General features: G+C 67.2%; 17 protein-coding genes and 1 pseudogene. 6 read left to right on the top strand and 12 right to left on the bottom strand.

Annotated elements, in window-relative coordinates; translation table 11 throughout:
- Positions 1-170: 170 nt before the first annotated feature.
- Positions 171-404, bottom strand: a complete 234-nt coding sequence (locus tag ACS5PJ_RS04645; protein ID WP_354149488.1) for a DUF3073 domain-containing protein — start codon at positions 402-404, stop codon at positions 171-173.
- Between the two features lie 272 nt (positions 405-676).
- Between ACS5PJ_RS04645 and ACS5PJ_RS04640 the strand changes: the two genes are divergently transcribed.
- Positions 677-1,387 carry a septum formation family protein gene (locus tag ACS5PJ_RS04640; protein ID WP_439433742.1) on the top strand — a complete coding sequence of 237 codons (711 nt, stop codon included), beginning with the start codon at positions 677-679 and terminating at the stop codon, positions 1,385-1,387.
- A 9-nt stretch (positions 1,388-1,396) separates the two neighbouring features.
- On the opposite strand, the gene clpB is transcribed toward ACS5PJ_RS04640, so the two are convergent.
- Positions 1,397-4,054 carry an ATP-dependent chaperone ClpB gene (gene clpB / locus ACS5PJ_RS04635; protein ID WP_439433741.1) on the bottom strand — a complete coding sequence of 886 codons (2,658 nt, stop codon included), beginning with the start codon at positions 4,052-4,054 and terminating at the stop codon, positions 1,397-1,399.
- A gap of 220 nt (positions 4,055-4,274) precedes the next feature.
- On the opposite strand from clpB, the gene ACS5PJ_RS04630 reads away from it, so the two are divergent.
- Positions 4,275-4,616 (top strand): YciI family protein, encoded by a 342-nt coding sequence (locus ACS5PJ_RS04630; RefSeq protein ID WP_439433740.1) that lies wholly within the window; start codon positions 4,275-4,277, stop codon positions 4,614-4,616.
- On the opposite strand, the gene ACS5PJ_RS04625 is transcribed toward ACS5PJ_RS04630, so the two are convergent.
- The 7 genes and pseudogenes from ACS5PJ_RS04625 to ACS5PJ_RS04595 all read right to left on the bottom strand — a co-directional run bounded on the left by ACS5PJ_RS04625 (position 4,586) and on the right by ACS5PJ_RS04595 (position 10,033).
- A complete protein-coding gene (locus ACS5PJ_RS04625) occupies positions 4,586-5,233 on the bottom strand; it encodes a class I SAM-dependent methyltransferase (RefSeq protein ID WP_439433739.1) in 648 nt (215 codons plus the stop codon). The two genes, ACS5PJ_RS04630 and ACS5PJ_RS04625, sit on opposite strands and share 31 nt — an antisense overlap.
- A gap of 121 nt (positions 5,234-5,354) precedes the next feature.
- Positions 5,355-5,825, bottom strand: a complete 471-nt coding sequence (locus tag ACS5PJ_RS04620) for a TOBE domain-containing protein (RefSeq protein WP_439434112.1) — start codon at positions 5,823-5,825, stop codon at positions 5,355-5,357.
- A gap of 69 nt (positions 5,826-5,894) precedes the next feature.
- Positions 5,895-6,395 (bottom strand): annotated as a pseudogene (locus tag ACS5PJ_RS04615) (ATP-binding cassette domain-containing protein); the annotation flags it as partial.
- 20 nt (positions 6,396-6,415) lie between these two features.
- Positions 6,416-7,261: an ABC transporter permease gene (locus ACS5PJ_RS04610; protein WP_439433738.1), complete on the bottom strand. Its 846-nt coding sequence runs from the start codon at positions 7,259-7,261 to the stop codon at positions 6,416-6,418.
- Complete coding sequence (gene modA / locus ACS5PJ_RS04605; protein WP_439433737.1) at positions 7,258-8,043, bottom strand: molybdate ABC transporter substrate-binding protein; 786 nt, start codon at positions 8,041-8,043, stop codon at positions 7,258-7,260. The genes ACS5PJ_RS04610 and modA overlap by 4 nt, the downstream gene beginning before the upstream one ends.
- Positions 8,040-8,450: a TOBE domain-containing protein gene (locus ACS5PJ_RS04600; RefSeq protein ID WP_439433736.1), complete on the bottom strand. Its 411-nt coding sequence runs from the start codon at positions 8,448-8,450 to the stop codon at positions 8,040-8,042. The genes modA and ACS5PJ_RS04600 overlap by 4 nt, the downstream gene beginning before the upstream one ends.
- A 44-nt stretch (positions 8,451-8,494) precedes the next feature.
- Complete coding sequence (locus ACS5PJ_RS04595) at positions 8,495-10,033, bottom strand: FAD-dependent oxidoreductase (RefSeq protein WP_439433735.1); 1,539 nt, start codon at positions 10,031-10,033, stop codon at positions 8,495-8,497.
- A 193-nt stretch (positions 10,034-10,226) separates the two neighbouring features.
- Between ACS5PJ_RS04595 and ACS5PJ_RS04590 the strand changes: the two genes are divergently transcribed.
- From ACS5PJ_RS04590 to ACS5PJ_RS04580, 3 genes are all read left to right on the top strand, one after another.
- Positions 10,227-11,561, top strand: coding sequence for an FAD-binding oxidoreductase (locus tag ACS5PJ_RS04590; protein ID WP_439433734.1), 1,335 nt, complete (start codon positions 10,227-10,229; stop codon positions 11,559-11,561).
- A gap of 73 nt (positions 11,562-11,634) precedes the next feature.
- The gene (locus tag ACS5PJ_RS04585) at positions 11,635-12,504 is read left to right on the top strand and encodes a DUF4031 domain-containing protein (protein ID WP_439433733.1); all 870 of its coding nucleotides are present in this window, start codon (positions 11,635-11,637) and stop codon (positions 12,502-12,504) included.
- A 61-nt stretch (positions 12,505-12,565) separates the two neighbouring features.
- Positions 12,566-12,973 carry a VOC family protein gene (locus ACS5PJ_RS04580; RefSeq protein WP_439433732.1) on the top strand — a complete coding sequence of 136 codons (408 nt, stop codon included), beginning with the start codon at positions 12,566-12,568 and terminating at the stop codon, positions 12,971-12,973.
- Here ACS5PJ_RS04580 and ACS5PJ_RS04575 read toward each other — a convergent pair.
- The 3 genes from ACS5PJ_RS04575 to ACS5PJ_RS04565 all read right to left on the bottom strand — a co-directional run bounded on the left by ACS5PJ_RS04575 (position 12,970) and on the right by ACS5PJ_RS04565 (position 14,826).
- On the bottom strand, positions 12,970-13,371 hold the full coding sequence (locus ACS5PJ_RS04575) for a YccF domain-containing protein (RefSeq protein ID WP_439433731.1): 402 nt from the start codon (positions 13,369-13,371) through the stop codon (positions 12,970-12,972). The genes ACS5PJ_RS04580 and ACS5PJ_RS04575 overlap by 4 nt on opposite strands.
- An 82-nt stretch (positions 13,372-13,453) precedes the next feature.
- Positions 13,454-14,053: a phosphoribosylanthranilate isomerase gene (locus ACS5PJ_RS04570; protein WP_439433730.1), complete on the bottom strand. Its 600-nt coding sequence runs from the start codon at positions 14,051-14,053 to the stop codon at positions 13,454-13,456.
- A gap of 86 nt (positions 14,054-14,139) precedes the next feature.
- A complete protein-coding gene (locus ACS5PJ_RS04565; RefSeq protein ID WP_439433729.1) occupies positions 14,140-14,826 on the bottom strand; it encodes a protein kinase family protein in 687 nt (228 codons plus the stop codon).
- A 65-nt stretch (positions 14,827-14,891) separates the two neighbouring features.
- On the opposite strand from ACS5PJ_RS04565, the gene ACS5PJ_RS04560 reads away from it, so the two are divergent.
- The gene (locus ACS5PJ_RS04560) at positions 14,892-15,518 is read left to right on the top strand and encodes a HutD/Ves family protein (RefSeq protein WP_439433728.1); all 627 of its coding nucleotides are present in this window, start codon (positions 14,892-14,894) and stop codon (positions 15,516-15,518) included.
- Positions 15,519-15,562 lie beyond the last annotated feature (44 nt).

Genomic DNA, 15,562 nt, shown 5'->3' with positions numbered 1-15,562 from the left:
CCGGAGTCCGGCACAGGCGACGGGCCTGATAACTGAGGCCAGCACCGCGGGTCCGCCCGGATCCGGTGTACTGGAAAAGAAGCGCTGTACCCACGGCCAAGCTGCATGCGTCCGAAGGTACTGCGGCGTCACAGGGCCTGCCGCCTTACGGCGGGACAGGTTTGCGACAACTAGCCGATGCGACGGGTTTTTACCTCGTCGTCGTCTTCTTCCAAATCGTCCGCGTACTTATCCACATAAGCTGAATAATCCGGTTCAACCGGCTCATTCGCGAAGTGGCTCGTGGCACGACCTTCTGGGCCCTTGAGCTCGCGCTGAAGTGCCGAATAGTCAGTGTTCGGGGAATAGTACTTAATATCCCGAGCCTGCTTGGTAGCTTTTGCCTTTTGACGGCCGCGCCCCATGGCGTGACCCCCTTTTGTACTCGGACCGGAGGTGGTCACCTTGGCTATCGGTGAGGCCCCGGAATGTTTGGTCAATTTGTCGTACACCTAGATTACATGCTTTCGGCGCCCACTGCGCCCCGGCGCGGACCCGTAAACGACATGTCGGGTACCATTCCCGCGGCGCACCGCGGGGTTCCCGGCTTTTTTGTTGGATAGAGTCTGTTCAACAGCTGCCGATCCGGGTGCGCGGAGCGGCGGCAAGACGAGGCGACACCCAGGAGGGTATCCGGATGAACCAGCAGGACGCCGCGGCCAGGCCGGCTGCTGAGGGCCCACAGGGTGCGCCGGGCGGAATGCGTCCCGTCCCGCCCAAACCCGCCGCTCCACCCACCGCAGGGCTGCCCCAGGTGGCCGCCCCGGGGGATGCGCCGTCGTCGCCCACGGACGCCCCGGACGCCTCGCCCCGGAAGCCTCGGCGGACCGGATCCATTCTACTGAAAGCTGTCTTCGTGGTGGTTTTGCTGGGCGTCATTGGCGGGCTGGTGTGGCTCGCCATGTGGCTGGGCAAGGACTCGGCAAAGACCTCCGACGACGGCGGCTCGGGTGTCGTCGAAATCTCACCCACTCCCCTGCCCACACCGCTTGCGCTGCCCCGCGAAGGCGTAGCACCGGCGGACTTCCGGCTGGGCGACTGCTTCAAGGATTTTGACCCCGAGTCCCTGCGGTCAACCGTGGTGGCCTGCGATACCGGTCATTCTGCCCAACTCGTCGCGGTGTTCCGCTACCCCACCAAGGGCCCGTACCCGGGCCGGGAAGCACTCGCCGCCAAGGCCCTCGAGGCCTGCCAGGCGGCGAGGCTCGGTCCCGCAGCCAACGACTACGTCCTGAACTTCCAGCGCGCCTACCCCAGCAGCACGAGCTGGGCATCTGGCGACCGCCGCGTGGACTGCTACGTCACGGCCGACGGCGGCAACGTCATCAACGCCAGCGCGCTTCCCTGACCCGAAGCCCTAGTTCTTCCGCCGCACCACCAGTCCCGTGCCGGCGGGAGCACCGCCGTCGGGCCCGGTCTTTGCCTCCAGCCCCTCAATGGTGAGTTCGTCGACGTCGGCCGCGGTGTCCACGAGCACGGTGTCACCGTCCGCGATGTCCCCGGACAGGATGGCCTTTGCCAGGCGGTCGCCGATCTCCCGCTGCACCAGCCGCCGCAGCGGCCGGGCGCCGTAGGCAGGATCGAAGCCGGACATGGCCAGCCAGGCGCGGGCACCTTCGGTGACATCCAGGCTGAGCCGGCGGTCATGCAGCCGCTTGCCGAGCTCGGCCACCTGGAGTTCCACGATGTGCGCCAACTCGTCCACCGTGAGGGCGTCGAACAGCACCACTTCGTCCAGCCGGTTCAGGAACTCCGGTTTGAAGGACGCGTGGACGGTGGCCATCACGGCGTTCCGCTTGGCCGCGGGATCAAGCGTCGGGTCCACCAGGAACTGGCTGCCCAGGTTGGACGTCAGGACCAGGATCACGTTGCGGAAGTCCACGGTTCGGCCCTGGCCGTCGGTGAGGCGGCCGTCGTCGAGCACCTGCAGGAGGATGTCAAATACTTCGGGGTGGGCCTTCTCCACCTCGTCCAGCAGGATCACCGAGTACGGCCGACGGCGGACGGCCTCGGTGAGCTGGCCGCCTTCCTCGTACCCGACGTATCCGGGAGGGGCGCCGACGAGCCGCGCCACGGAGTGCTTTTCGCCGTACTCGGACATGTCGATCCGCACCATGGCCCGTTCGTCGTCGAACAGGAAATCGGCAAGCGCCTTGGCAAGCTCCGTTTTGCCCACGCCCGTGGGACCCAGGAACAGGAAGGAGCCGGTGGGACGGTTGGGATCGCTGATGCCGGCACGGGCCCGGCGGACGGCGTCGGACACTGCGGTCACCGCCTTGGACTGGCCGATCAGGCGCTTGCCGAGCTCCTCCTCCATGTGGAGCAGCTTTTCGCTTTCGCCCTGCAGCATCCGTCCGGCGGGGATGCCTGTCCAGGCTGAAATCACCTCGGCGATGTCGTCAGCTGTGACCTGCTCTGCCACCATCTGGGCGGACTTGTCCACCACCGCTTCTTCCGCGGCGGCCGCGGCATTCAGTTCGCGTTCCAGTGCCGGGATCTCGCCGTAGAGGATCCGTGACGCCGTCTCGAGATCGCCCTCGCGGGCGGCCTTGTCGTAGGTGGAGCGCAGTTCGTCCAGCTTGGCTTTCAGATCTCCCACCCGGTTAAGGCCTGCCTTCTCGGCCTCCCAGCGCGCGTTCAGTGCATCCAGCTCTTCCTTTTTGTCCGCCTTGTCCGCCCGGAGGGCAGCCAGGCGCTCCACCGAGGCGGTGTCCTTTTCGTTCTCGAGAGCCAGCTCTTCCATGGTGAGCCTGTCCACGGCGCGGCGCAGCTGGTCGATCTCCTCGGGCGCGGAGTCGATCTCCATGCGCAGCCGTGACGCAGCCTCGTCCACCAGGTCGATGGCCTTGTCCGGCAGCTGGCGGCCCGAAATGTAGCGGTTGGACAGCGTGGCGGCGGCCACCAGGGCGGAGTCCGAGATGGTCACCTTGTGGTGGGCCTCGTAGCGTTCCTTCAGGCCGCGGAGGATGCCGATGGTGTCCTCCACGCTCGGTTCACCCACGTACACCTGCTGGAACCTGCGCTCGAGGGCCGGATCCTTCTCGATGTTCTCGCGGTACTCGTCCAGCGTGGTGGCACCGATCAGCCGCAGCTCACCGCGGGCCAGCATGGGCTTGAGCATGTTGCCCGCATCCATCGACGACTCCCCCGTGGCACCTGCACCCACAACGGTGTGGATCTCGTCGATGAACGTGACGATCTGCCCCTCGGAGTTCTTGATCTCCTCCAGGACCGCCTTCAGCCGCTCCTCGAACTCGCCGCGGTACTTCGCCCCGGCCACCATGGACGCCAGGTCCAGTGCGATGAGGGTCTTGCCGCGGAGGCTCTCCGGGACGTCGTTGGCCACGATCCGCTGGGCCAGGCCCTCGACGACGGCGGTCTTGCCGACGCCGGGCTCGCCGATGATGACCGGGTTGTTCTTGGTGCGGCGGCTGAGCACCTGGATGATCCGCCGGATTTCGTTGTCGCGGCCGATCACCGGGTCCAGCTTGCCTGACCGCGCCATCGCCGTCAGGTCGGTGCCGAACTTCTCGAGCGACTGGAAGGTGTTTTCCGGGTCCGGGCTGGTGACCTTGCGGTCGCCGCGGACACCCGGCAGGGCGGCGAGCAGCGCCTCATGGGAGGCGCCGGCGTCGCGCATTAAGCGGCCGACGGCGTCACTTCCGGCTGAGAGCCCCAGCAACAGGACCTCAGTGGAGACGAACGTGTCACCGAGCCTGTCCGCCTCGTTCTTGGCGTTCTGGATCGCCTGCAGCGCCGGCCGGGACAGCTGCGCCTGCTGGGTGGAACCGCCGGAGGTTGCCGGCAGGGCCTTGATGGCCGTGCTCGCCTGGACGCTCACGGCGTCCGGATCGGCGCCGGTGGCCCGGAGCAGCGCGACGGCGACCCCCTCGCGCTGATCCATCAGGGCCTTGAGCACATGGGCGGGTTCCACCTGGGGATTGCCTGCCGTGGAGGCGTTCATGGCCGCAGCCGAGAGAGCCTCCTGGCTCTTGGTGGTGAATTTGACGTCCAAAGAGAGCTCCTTCCGGGTTTCACGATCGCTAAGTTGAGTGTACTACGCTCAACTCTGACGTGCGTGTTTGCTGGCTCTTGTTTGCCGACAGCGAACCCATGCTTCCGGCTGCGCTGGCGGACTGCTGATCTCCCTTGCACTGTATCCCCGCCGCCCGAATCATCCTAGGATCGTTGTGTCCGGAGGCAAGGGGCCCCGGCCAGTCAAGCGGAGGATTGCCATGAAGAAATTTGCTGTTCTTTACGTCGCACCGCAGTCGGCCCAGGAACAGATGGCCCAGAGCACGCCGGAAGCCGCCCAGGAGGGCATGAAGGCGTGGATGCAGTGGGCAGACCGCGCGGGCAGCGGCCTGGTGGACATGGGAAATCCGCTCGGCGAGGGCAAGGAGATAACCGCCACCGGGGTATCGGACGTCAGCAGCACCAACCACATCGGCGGCTACGGCATCATCCAGGCCGAGGACCTGGCGGGCGCCCAGGCGCTGCTCGACGGGCATCCGCACCTGATGATGCCCGGCGCCAGCATCCAGGTCTACGAATTCCTGGATATGCCGGGCATGTAGCCCTCAGGCTGCGGCGCACGGCGCGTCATCAGGTACGCCGCCCAGCCCCGCGGCCACCCTTTCAGGCCGCTTTCGCCGGCGATCTTTTCCACGTCGAACATCGGGGCGAAAGTTTCCTCGATGTAGCCCGGCCGAAGGGTCAGGTTCCCGAAGGGGATCAGGTTCCACACCCGCTTCTCCCAGGTCCGGGGTTCCCACTCGAAGTTCCACATCAGGAACTTCGCGCCCGGCCTGGCCAGCGGGATCACGTTCCGGAGATAGGCGCTCCGCTGTGGCGCTGTGAGGTCATCGAAGGTGCCGTAGTCCACCAGGACGTCAAACCTTCCGCGCAGCTGGCGCAGGTTGGTCAGGTCGTCAACAAGGAATTCGACGGCGGCGCCCGCCCGTTGTGCTTTGGCCTTCGCTTTGGCGATCGCGGCGGGCGCGAAGTCCACACCGGTGACGTCGAATCCGTGCCGGGCAAGAAAGATGGCGTTATCGCCCTCTCCGCAGCCCAGGTCGACGGCACGGCCGGGTTTCAGCTGCCCTCCCTCCACGAGCCGGACGAGCTCACTGCGGGCGCTTCCCACCCACGGCGGCGTTCCGTACTTGTACCACGCGTTGTACATCGTCTTCATGGCGCCCTCCGCGAGGGATGGAGCTGGCCGTGCGCCAACGTCCGCTTTCGAATTATTATGCGCCCGCCCGGCGGAGTCCGGCGGGGCCTCCTGACTGGTTTGGCCCGCTCAGTGTCAGCGTTCAGCCCGGGTAGATGGCGACGGCTCCGGCCTTGACCACGAAGTACACCTGCATTCCCGGGGTCAGCCCGAGATCCGCGGCGGCCGCCGTCGTAATATCGGCACTCAGCAGCCCGCCTTTCCCGGCCCGGACCCGGATGCCGTCCCCGTGCGGCTCCAGGTCCGTGATGGCCACGGCGAAGGAGTTCCGCGGGCTCCCGTGCGCCTCCGTGAGGAAGACCGAAACGGCCGACGGCGGGAAGACAGCCACGCCCGGCTGCCCGGTGGGCAGCGGGCCGGGGAGGTCGTCATGCTGGCCGTAGAGATTCAGGGCCCCGGCCTTCAGCCCGTGTCCGGTGATCTGTCCCGTCACGAAGTTGAGTCCCGCCAGCCCGGCCGCGAACCGGCTGCGCGGCCGCTGCAGGACGTCGCGGGCGGGGCCGTCCTCGCTGATCCTGCCGTTCTCGAGGATTACCACCCGGTCGGCCAGCATCAGGGCGTCAAGCGGGTCATGCGTGATGACGATGGCCCGCCGGTCCGCGAGCACGCGCTTGAGCAGGCGCCGCAGCAGCGGGGCGGCATGGATATCCAGCGCGGCCATGGGCTCGTCCAGCAGCAGCAGCCCGGGGTCGGCGGCGAGCGCCCGCGCCACCGCCACGCGCTGCGCCTGGCCGCCGGACAGCTCCGCCGGGCGGCGGGACTGAAGGTCCGTTGCCTCGACTTCCCCCAGCCAATGCAGGGCCGATGCGGTTGCCGCGCGTTTCGCAGCACCGGCGCTGCGCGGCCCGAAGGCCACGTTCTCCAGCACGCTGAGGTGCGGAAAAAGCAGCGGCTCCTGGGCCAGGAGCGCTGTGCCGCGCCGGTGCGGGGCGCTCCACCGGCTCTGCCCGTCCGCGAGGTCAAAGAGCGTCCTGCCGTCCAGCTCGGACCGGCCGGAATCCGGCTGCAGCAGGCCGGCAATCACGTTCAACAGCGTGGACTTGCCTGCGCCGTTCGGTCCCATGACCGCCACGGTTTCGCGGGGGCCCACCGTCAGGGAGACGTCGAAACCGCGGCCTGCCACGGCTGCCTGGACCGTAAACGTCACCGGAGGTCACCGCCCGGGGCGGGCGCCGTCGTCGTACTTTCCCGGCCGGGCATGCCTGAACCGCGGTATGCCAGCGCCACCACGGCCACAGCAACGGCCACAAGGACGAGGGCAAGCGCGACGGCGGCATCGGCGTCAGTTTCCCGCTGCAGGTAGATCTCCAGCGGCAGGGTCCGGGTCACCCCCTGCAGGCTGCCCGCGAACGTGAGGGTGGCGCCGAACTCGCCCAGGCTCCGGGCGAAGGAGAGGACGGCGCCCGAGGCCAGGCCGGGCAGAACCAGCGGCAGGGTGACACGGCGCAAAACCGTGCTGGGACTGGCACCGAGCGTGGCGGCCACGGCCTCATACTTTGGCCCGGCCGTACGCAGCGCCCCCTCAAGGCTGACCACCAGGAAGGGCAGTGCAACAAATGTTTGGGCCAGGACGACCGCGGTGGTGGAGAACGCTATCTGGATGCCCGCCATTTCCAGGGTCCTGCCCAACAGGCCCTGCCGGCCGAACGTGTATAGCAGGGCAATGCCGCCCACCACCGGCGGAAGCACCAGCGGCAACAGGACCAGCGAACGCAGGACCCGCTGGCCGCGGAAACTGCCGCGGGCCAGGACCAGGGCGAGCGGAACCCCCAGGACAATGCACAGGAGCGTGCTCGCTGCGGAAGTGCGGAGGCTCAGGCCAAGGGCAGCCAGGGACGGTTCCGAGGTGATAAGCGGGACGAACCGGGCCCAGTTGACCCTGGCCACCATGGCCACAAGCGGGAGCAGGACCAACAGCGCGCCCGCTGCCGCGACGGCATAGATCCAGCCGGGGATGCCGGTATAGGTGGCTGGCCTGCGCGGATTCACGGCTTTCCGAAGCCGGCCGCCGCCATGGCTGCCTGGCCTTCGGCGCCGAGGACGAACTCCACAAAGGCGTCAGCCGCGGGCTGGTTTCTGGCGCCCTTTACGGCGGCGATCGGATAGGTGTTGATGGCTTTGGCGGCTTCAGGGAAAGGCACCTGTTCCACCCTGGTGCCCGCGCCGATGGCGTCAGTGACGTAGACGAGTCCCGCGTCGGCCTCCCCCGAGGTGACCTTGCCCAGGACGTCGGTGACCGAGGATTCCTCGCTGACCGGTTTGAGCGTGGTGCCGGTCTCCTGCTCAATCGTTCTCGTGGCCGACCCGCACGGAACCTGGCTGGCGCAGACCACCGCCTTGACGCCTTGCTTGACCAGGTCACTGAAGCCGGTGATGCCTGCGGGGTTGCCTGCCGGAACCACGATGGCGAGGGTGTTGGTGGCGAAGTCGCGGGGTTCGCCGTCCAGGAGACCTTCGTCCTGCATCTTAGCCATGTTGCGGGTGTCGGCCGAGGCAAAGACATCGGCAGGGGCGCCTTGGCTGATCTGGGTGACGAGATCGGCCGAGCCGGCGAAGCTGATGGTGACGCGCGTTCCTGGATTGGCTGCTTCGAACTTCCCGGCCAGGTCCGTGAAGGCTCCCTTGAGGGAGGCGGCTGCAAACACGGTGACCGTCCTTCGCTGAGCGGCCGCGCCGTCGTCGTTCGCTGCCGGACGCCCCGTGTCAGCACAGCCGGCCAGTGGCATCATGGCCAGCGCCAGCGCTAACGCAATGCCCGCCATGCGCCTCATGCGGAGCCCTTGCCGTGCGGCGTTTCGATGATCACGGTGGTGGCTTTGACCACCGCTGTGGCCACGGAACCGGGTTCCAGGCCGAGGTCGCGGACGGCTTCGCTGCTCATCAGCGAGACCACACGGAACGGGCCGCATTGGAGTTCCACCTGGGCCATGACCTTGTCAGCGGTGATGCCCGTGACCAGTCCGACGAACCGGTTGCGCGCCGAACTTCCGGCGCGGTGCGGATCGTCGGGAAGCTGCGCGAGCTTCTGGGCGTGCCGGGCCAGTTCCAGGCCGTCCACCGCCAGCCGGCCGGCGTCGTCCTTGACCGGGGTGAGGCTGCCGTTCTCTGTCCAGCGCCTGATGGTGTCGTCACTGACACCGAGGAACCGGGCTGCTTCGGAAACGCGAATCGTGGGCATTTGCCCATAATAGTCCGCATTTGCGGTCCTGCGGGGTCCGGCCGCTAGTTGATGCCCTCCGGGAGGTGTTCCGGCCCGGGCGGGAGGTTGGCATTGGCGGGTCCATGGATGACCGTGCCGTCAGCGGCAAATCGGGAACCGTGGCAGGGGCAGTCCCATGTGGTGTCGGCAGGATTGAACTCGACGGTGCAGCCCAGGTGGGTGCAGATTGCCGAGAGCGAGTGGACCTGCCCGTCGGTGTCCTTGTAGACGGCGGTGCTCTCGCCGTCTACTTCGATGACGGTTCCCTGTCCAGGGGCCAGCGTGACCTTGCCGCGCTGTGGGCTGGCTTCACCGGTCGCGTCCGAAGGGGTGGTCTCTTCGTCAGCCACCCCGTCAGCGCTGGCTGCCGGGGTTATTCGGTTGCTGTCGAACACCGTGGCCCACGGGTTTCCCCTGCCGCTGATGGCATCCGTGAGAATGAGGGCGGCCGCTGTTCCATTGGTCAGGCCCCATTTGCGCAGCCCGGTGATCACATACACGTGCGCCGCGTCAGGGGACAAGAGCCCGGCGTAGGGCAGTCCGTCCACCGGCATATTGTCCTGGGTTGACCACCGGTAGCCGACCTCACGGACGCCGAGCCTGTCACGGGCGAATGCGGCAAGCCTGCCATAACGCCCGACGGTGTCCCCCGCCCCGGACACTCGGTGGCCTTCGCCGCCCACCAGCACGTAATTCTCGCCGTTGACGCTGGCCGTCAGGATGGAGCGCATCGGTTCGTCGACGCTGATGAACGTCGCATCCAGCGGCGGTCCGTCCATGGGTCCGGCGATGATGTAGGAACGGTGCGGCTGGCACCGGGATTCGAAAAGGCCTTGGTCGCCGAACGGCACATTCGTGGCGACGATGACGTCCCGGGCGCGGACCGTGCCGCCCTCCGTGTCCACAACGCCGGGAATTCCGTCGCGGACTGCGAGGGCCCGGGTCTGCTCGAACACCCGGCTGCCATCCCCCTGGACGGCCCGCGCGAGGCCCTGCAGGTATTTCACCGCATGGATTTGTGCCTGCCCGTCAAACCGGACCGCGCCCATGACCGGGAAGGGCAGCGGCACATCAGTGGTGAAACTCGAGGGGAGGCCGAGGCGTGCGGCGAGACCGGCTTCGGCGCGGACACGTTCCAGCGCCTCGTCGGTTTCGGCGTAGGTGTAGTTGGCGACGACGCGGAAGTCGCAGTCAATGTCCTCCGCGGCGACGACCCGTTGTAAGTGCCCGATCGCTGCCTGGTTGGCTTGGCCGTAGATGCGCGCGGTGTCGGTGCCGTGCCTGCGGACGAGGTCGGTATAGGCAAGGCGGTGCAGGGAGGTGACCTTGCCGGTGGTGTGGCCGGTGACGCCTGTTCCAACCCGGGCGGCCTCGATGACCGCCACAGTATGCCCGGCACGTTTGAGCGCCAACGCGGCAGTCAGCCCGGCGACACCGGCTCCGATGACGGCAACGTCGGCCTCGATGTCTGTATCCAGCGCCGGATAGCCGGTCTGCGGGGCTGAGGCGAGCCAGATGGAACCGGCTTCACCCTGCAACTGGCCTTCGCCTGGTATCTCCATCGAAACCTCCCCATGCCCCGAGCAATTGGCCATAGGTGCTGATCATCCCCCTTCCCAAGCCGAATTTCAACGATTCCGGGATGGTCCGCTGCGGTTGTAGCCGCAGGTCAGCGCGGCTGACTGTGGAATCTTCCCGGGCCTGAGTCCTACGCTATGGGGAGGGGAGGGGCCGCAGCCGCTGAGGAGCGTTGTGATGAAGTGGATCAGGCCCGGCAGTCCCGATTATGACCCAGCCCGCAAGGTCTTCAATGCCATGATCGACCGGCGCCCGGCGGTCATCGCCCAGTGTTCAACGGACACGGAGGTGGCCGAAGCCCTCCGCTACGGACGCGGGAATTCACTGGCGATTGCCGTCCGCGCCGGGGGCCACTCGGTGGCCGGAATGTCCACGAACGACGACGGCCTGGTGATCGATGTCCGGCCGATGAAGTCGATCGCGGTGGACCCGGAATCGGGCATCATCACCGCCGGGGCCGGCGTCATGTGGGGCGAGTTCGACCATGCCACCCAGGAGCATGCCTTCGCTGTGACCGGCGGGCGGGCCTCCACCACCGGCATCGCCGGCTTCACCCTGGGCGGCGGGTCCGGCTGGCTGGAGCGCTCCTTCGGGTTCGCCTGCGACAGCCTGGTCTCGGTCAACCTGGTAACGGCCGACGGCGAGCGGGTCACCGCGAGCGTCCGGGAGAATCCGGAGCTATTCTGGGCGCTCCACGGCGGGGGCGGCAACTTCGGGGTGGCCACGTCATTCACCTTCCGGGGGCACAGGCTCGGTCCGGTTGTCCATGCCGGGATGTGGCTGTGGCCCGGCGATGCCGCCACCGACGTCTCCCGGGCGTTCAGGGATCTCGCCCTGGCAGCTCCGGACGGGGTGGGCCTGGCGCTCCTGTACGTGACGGCACCGGCCGAGCCCTTTGTGCCGGAGAAGATGGTGGGCAAGATGGCCGTCCTGGTGGCCTATGTGTACGCGGGCGACCCCGAAGAAGGGTCCCAGCACGCCAGGCCGTTCCGGGAACTTGGGCCTGCGGTGGACCTGGTGGGAGACACGCTGTACGCGGAGTTCCAGTCATCCCTTGACGACCCGCCTGACCACTACAACTACTGGAGCGCGGACTACCATGACGAGCTTCCCGACGAGGCCCTGGACCTGTTCGTGGAATCGGCCCGGAACCTCCCCGATGCCACGTCCCAGCAGCTCATCGCGCGCTGGGGTGGAGCTGTGGGAGGCAATGCCGCTGCCGCCACACCGCTGATCAACCGGAACGCGGCCTGGGTAAGCCACCCGTACGGCATCTCCCCGACCCCTGAGGAAGGTGAGCGCGCCAAAGCCTGGGTGAAGGACTTCCGGGGAAAGATCGCCCCCTACGCCACGGGCGGTGTGTGGCTGAACTTCATCGGCAACGAAGGGCAGGACCGCATCCGGGCCGCGTTCGGGAACGGCAACTATGCACGGCTGGCCCGGGTCAAGCGTGACTTCGATCCGCAGAACGTCTTCCGCGGCAACCAGAACATCCTGCCCGCAGGCTCCTGACCGGCTCTCCGCGCCAACCGCTCCGCACACTCCTTGCCTCACTCCACAGCCCGGGCCGCATTAGACTTCCAGAATGGCGATTTACCTGGATCCGCCCCTGTGGCCGGCCCACGGCACCCACTTCTCCCACCTGGTTTCGGATACCTCGCTGGAGGAGCTGCATGCCTTTTGCGCCGCAGCAGGCATCCCGGACCGGGCCTTCGACGGCGACCATTACGATGTCCCCGAACGCCGCTTCGCCGACCTGGTGGCGGCAGGAGCCGTTCCCGTGGAGGCCCGGATCCTGGTCCGGAAACTCATCGCGAGCGGATTGCGGATCCCGGCCCGGCAGCGCAACAAATCGCTGAAGGTTCCGCTGCTCAACCGCTGGGAATCCATCATGCCCGGCCACGACGCTCTCTTCCTGGACCTGCTTGACCGCTGGAGCGAGGAGCACCGCCGCTACCACGGCTGCACCCACCTGCTTTCGGTGCTCGAAGCCCTCGATCTGCTCACCGATCCCGCCGACCCGCCGCGGACCGTACTGCTGGCAGCCTGGTTCCACGATGCGGTCTATCGCGGGGTCGCCGGCCAGGACGAGGAGGAATCCGCCCGTCTTGCCGAGGAGCGGCTCTCCCACGCCGGGCTGCCGGCTGTGGAGGTCGAGGAGGTGTCCAGGCTGGTGCGCCTGACCTCAGACCACCGACCCGAACCAGGGGACGACGACGGCGCTCTCCTCAGCGACGCGGACCTGTCAGTTCTCGGCGGGGAGCCTGAGCCCTACGCCCGGTACGTGGCCGCCGTCCGGGAAGATTACGCGCACATCGGCGACGCCGATTTCGCGGCCGGGCGCGCCGCCGTCGTTCGTCAATTGCTGGACCTGGACCCTTTGTTCCACAGTGAACGCGCACGGGAACTGTGGGCGGACGCGGCACGCCGGAACCTGCAGGGCGAGCTGGCCTAACGCCTCACGCCAGCGCCGACAGAGGCTTTACGGCCGCGGCAGCCGGTGCAAGACTGCTCGGATGAGCCTGCGAATCCAATCCCTCTGCATCGACTCCACCGACCCCAAGATCCCCGCCGACTTCTGGGAAAAGGCCCTTGGCTGGCGCCGGACATACGAGGCGGACGACGAAATCGTGCTGGAGCCGCCGGCGGGCAGCCCGGCCGAGGGCATCAGCCCGGACCTGCTGTTCCTGAAGGTGCCCGAGCGGAAAGAGCTCAAGAACAGGCTGCACCTGGATCTCCGCCCCGAAGACCAGGCCGTGGAAGTTCAGCGGCTTGAAGGCCTGGGCGCCTCCCGCGTCTCCGTCGGCCAAGGACCGGAGGTGACGTGGGTGGTGATGGCTGACCCCGACGGGAACGAGTTCTGCGTCCTCCGGGCGTTGCAGGCAGATGCGCAGTTGCAGGCAGACGGGCAGTCGGCCGGCTAGCGGTAGCTGGCGATAAACGGCCGGTCAGTGGGGACGATCTGCTTGCCCAGCGGCATCAGGCTCACGGGAATGAGCTTGAGGTTGGCGATGGCCAGCGGGATCCCGATGATGGTGATGGCCATGGCGAACGCCGTCACCACGTGGCCGATGGCAATCCAGATGCCCGCCACGAGCAGCCAGATGACGTTCCCGAGCAGCGAAAACACGCCCGTCCCGCCCGGCTTGTTCACCACCATGCGCCCGAACGGCCACAGCGTGTAGGAAGCGATCCGGAACGACGCTATGCCCCACGGAATGGTGACGATCAGGAGGCAGCAGATAACGCCTGCCATAAAGTAGCCCAGTGCGAGCCAGAATCCGCCGAAAACGAGCCAGATGATGTTGAGCAGTGTCTTCATCTGTCCATTGTGCCCTGCGGGGTCTGACAAAAACGTTGGGGTCTGCCCTGATTAGCCCCTGAAACCTTCGCCCCTGGAACGGTCAGCCCTTGGCGGCCTCGATGAAGGCCCGGATCTTGGCCAGATCCTTCACGCCGCGGGAAGCCTCGACGCCAGAGGAGACGTCCACGCCCCACGCTCCAGCAGCCGCGGCTGCCTGGGCAACGTTTTCCGGATTCAGCCCCCCGGCCAGCAGCCACTTGCGGTCCTGAAGCTCCGTCACGTCCACCATGGAGGCGTAGTCCCAGGTCTCGCCGGATCCCGGCACGGCGGCATCGATCAACAGGAGTTCCTCGCCCCAGTCGGCGAACGCGTCCGCCGTCGCTGCCATGGTGACTGCCCTGATCAGCTTCATGCCGGCGTCGTGAACCGTGGTGACGTCTTCCGGGGTGAGGTCCCCGTGCAGCTGGATCCACTCCAGGCCTGCGGCGCGGGCGATCGCCACAGCGTCCGCTACGGGCTCATGCCGGAAGACTCCCACTGCCACCACGCCGTAGGGGATGTCCGCCTTCAGCCGGGCAACCTGGGACGGCGAGACCGCCCGGGGGCTGGCCGTCAGGACAAAGCCGACGGCGTCCGCACCGGCGTCGACGGCCTCTCGGACAGACTCGGGCGTACTGAGACCACAGACTTTAACGAACATTCCCGGCTCCTTCAGGCTGACTTCGTGTTGTCCCCCCGGAGGAGATTAGCAGGCACACGGCCCCGGCGCCTCTGCTGTCCAGCCATTCAGGCACCGGACAGCACACGCTCCACCATGCCGCGCCCGGACTCCTCGAAAGCTGCGTCGCCGATCTGGTGGGCCCACACCACTGTGCCGACCGCCTGGTTCAGGTTCTCCAGACGCCACAGATCAGCTTCCGCCGGCCCCACAATCCTGCCCAGCCCTTCATGGAATGCCTCGGCAAGGCCTCGCCGGCCTGGATTCAGGCCAGCCAGTTCATGCTCGAGGCGCTTGAGGTCCGTCTCCGTCAGCAGCCCGTGGGCGCGGTCCATCCACGAGCGCGTCTTCGTGGCCAAGGCCTTGGCGTAGTGGCGCGAGTTCCCCGCAGGCTGGTGGATCCGCCTCAGCAGTTCCCCAGCCTGGCGGTAGGTTTCCGGATCGTTCTCCGCGGGCGTCCCCTCGACCAGCGCCCCGGGCAGGAATTCGGTCACCAGGATCCCGGCCTCCACGGAAGCATGCCGCAGGGCGGGGACCCGGCCCTCAAGCCCCTCAAAGCCGGAGGCATGGGCGGCAATTTCGCGGCGGATGTGGTGGCTCGTGGTGCTCGCCTTGACGATGAAGGCTCCCGCCGGCGTGGCAATGTGCAGCACTGTGGTGTCCTGCAGGGGCCAGGAGTAATCCCGCACCAGCGTGAAGCCACCGAGCCACGTTGTCAGCAGCCGGGTCTGTTTTTCGGTGATCCCCTGGCGCATCCACCCAGCATGCCACGCCCCTGCGGTATGGCCTCTGGGGTCCGGCAACAAACTAGGCTGGTCGGATGGAGATCATCCGCTTTGCAGAGCTCAAGAACGAACCGTGGCGCAACAAGGGCGGTGTGACCCGGGAGTTGGCCAGCCACCCCAAGGCCGCCTCGGCACAGGACGGCGCCTGGGACTGGCGTGTCAGCATCGCCGACGTCACCAAGGCCGGCGATTTCTCCACGTTCCCGGGGATGGAACGCGTACTGACTGTGATCGATGGCGAACTGCTCCTGCTGACCGTGGACGGCGCTGAACATCCGCTCGAAAAGTACCGTCCTTTCAGGTTCTCCGGGGAAGCGGCATACCACGGCGCCCTCCCCACCGGGGACGTCCGCAACCTGAACGTAGTCACCCGAAGTGACACCTATAAAGGCTTCACGTCCATCATCGAGCTCTCCAAAAAGCGGGCGCACCCAGTCTTCGAGGGCCAAATCGCCGTGCTGCTGCAGGGCCAGGCAACCGTCAGCCCAGGTGCCGCGGAGGATGCCGACGGCGGGACAGACGCCGAAACCGAAGCAGCCCCCGCACCGGAACCTGAGGCACTGGGCCGCTACGACGCCGTCGTCGGTTCCGATGTCCGCTCCCCCGAAATCCTGGGCCGCGGCTTCCTTGCCGTGGTGTCGATCGACCGCGTGACAGGGTAGCCTCGCCTCCGTTATCCGAGCCTTCCCACACTGGTCACTGCGGC

Source organism: Pseudarthrobacter cremeus (assembly GCF_051857465.1).
In the GTDB taxonomy this organism is placed as follows: Bacteria; Actinomycetota; Actinomycetes; order Actinomycetales; family Micrococcaceae; genus Arthrobacter.
The sequence above is the reverse complement of the archived record's forward strand: the minus strand, read 5'-3'. Positions and strand labels throughout refer to the sequence as shown.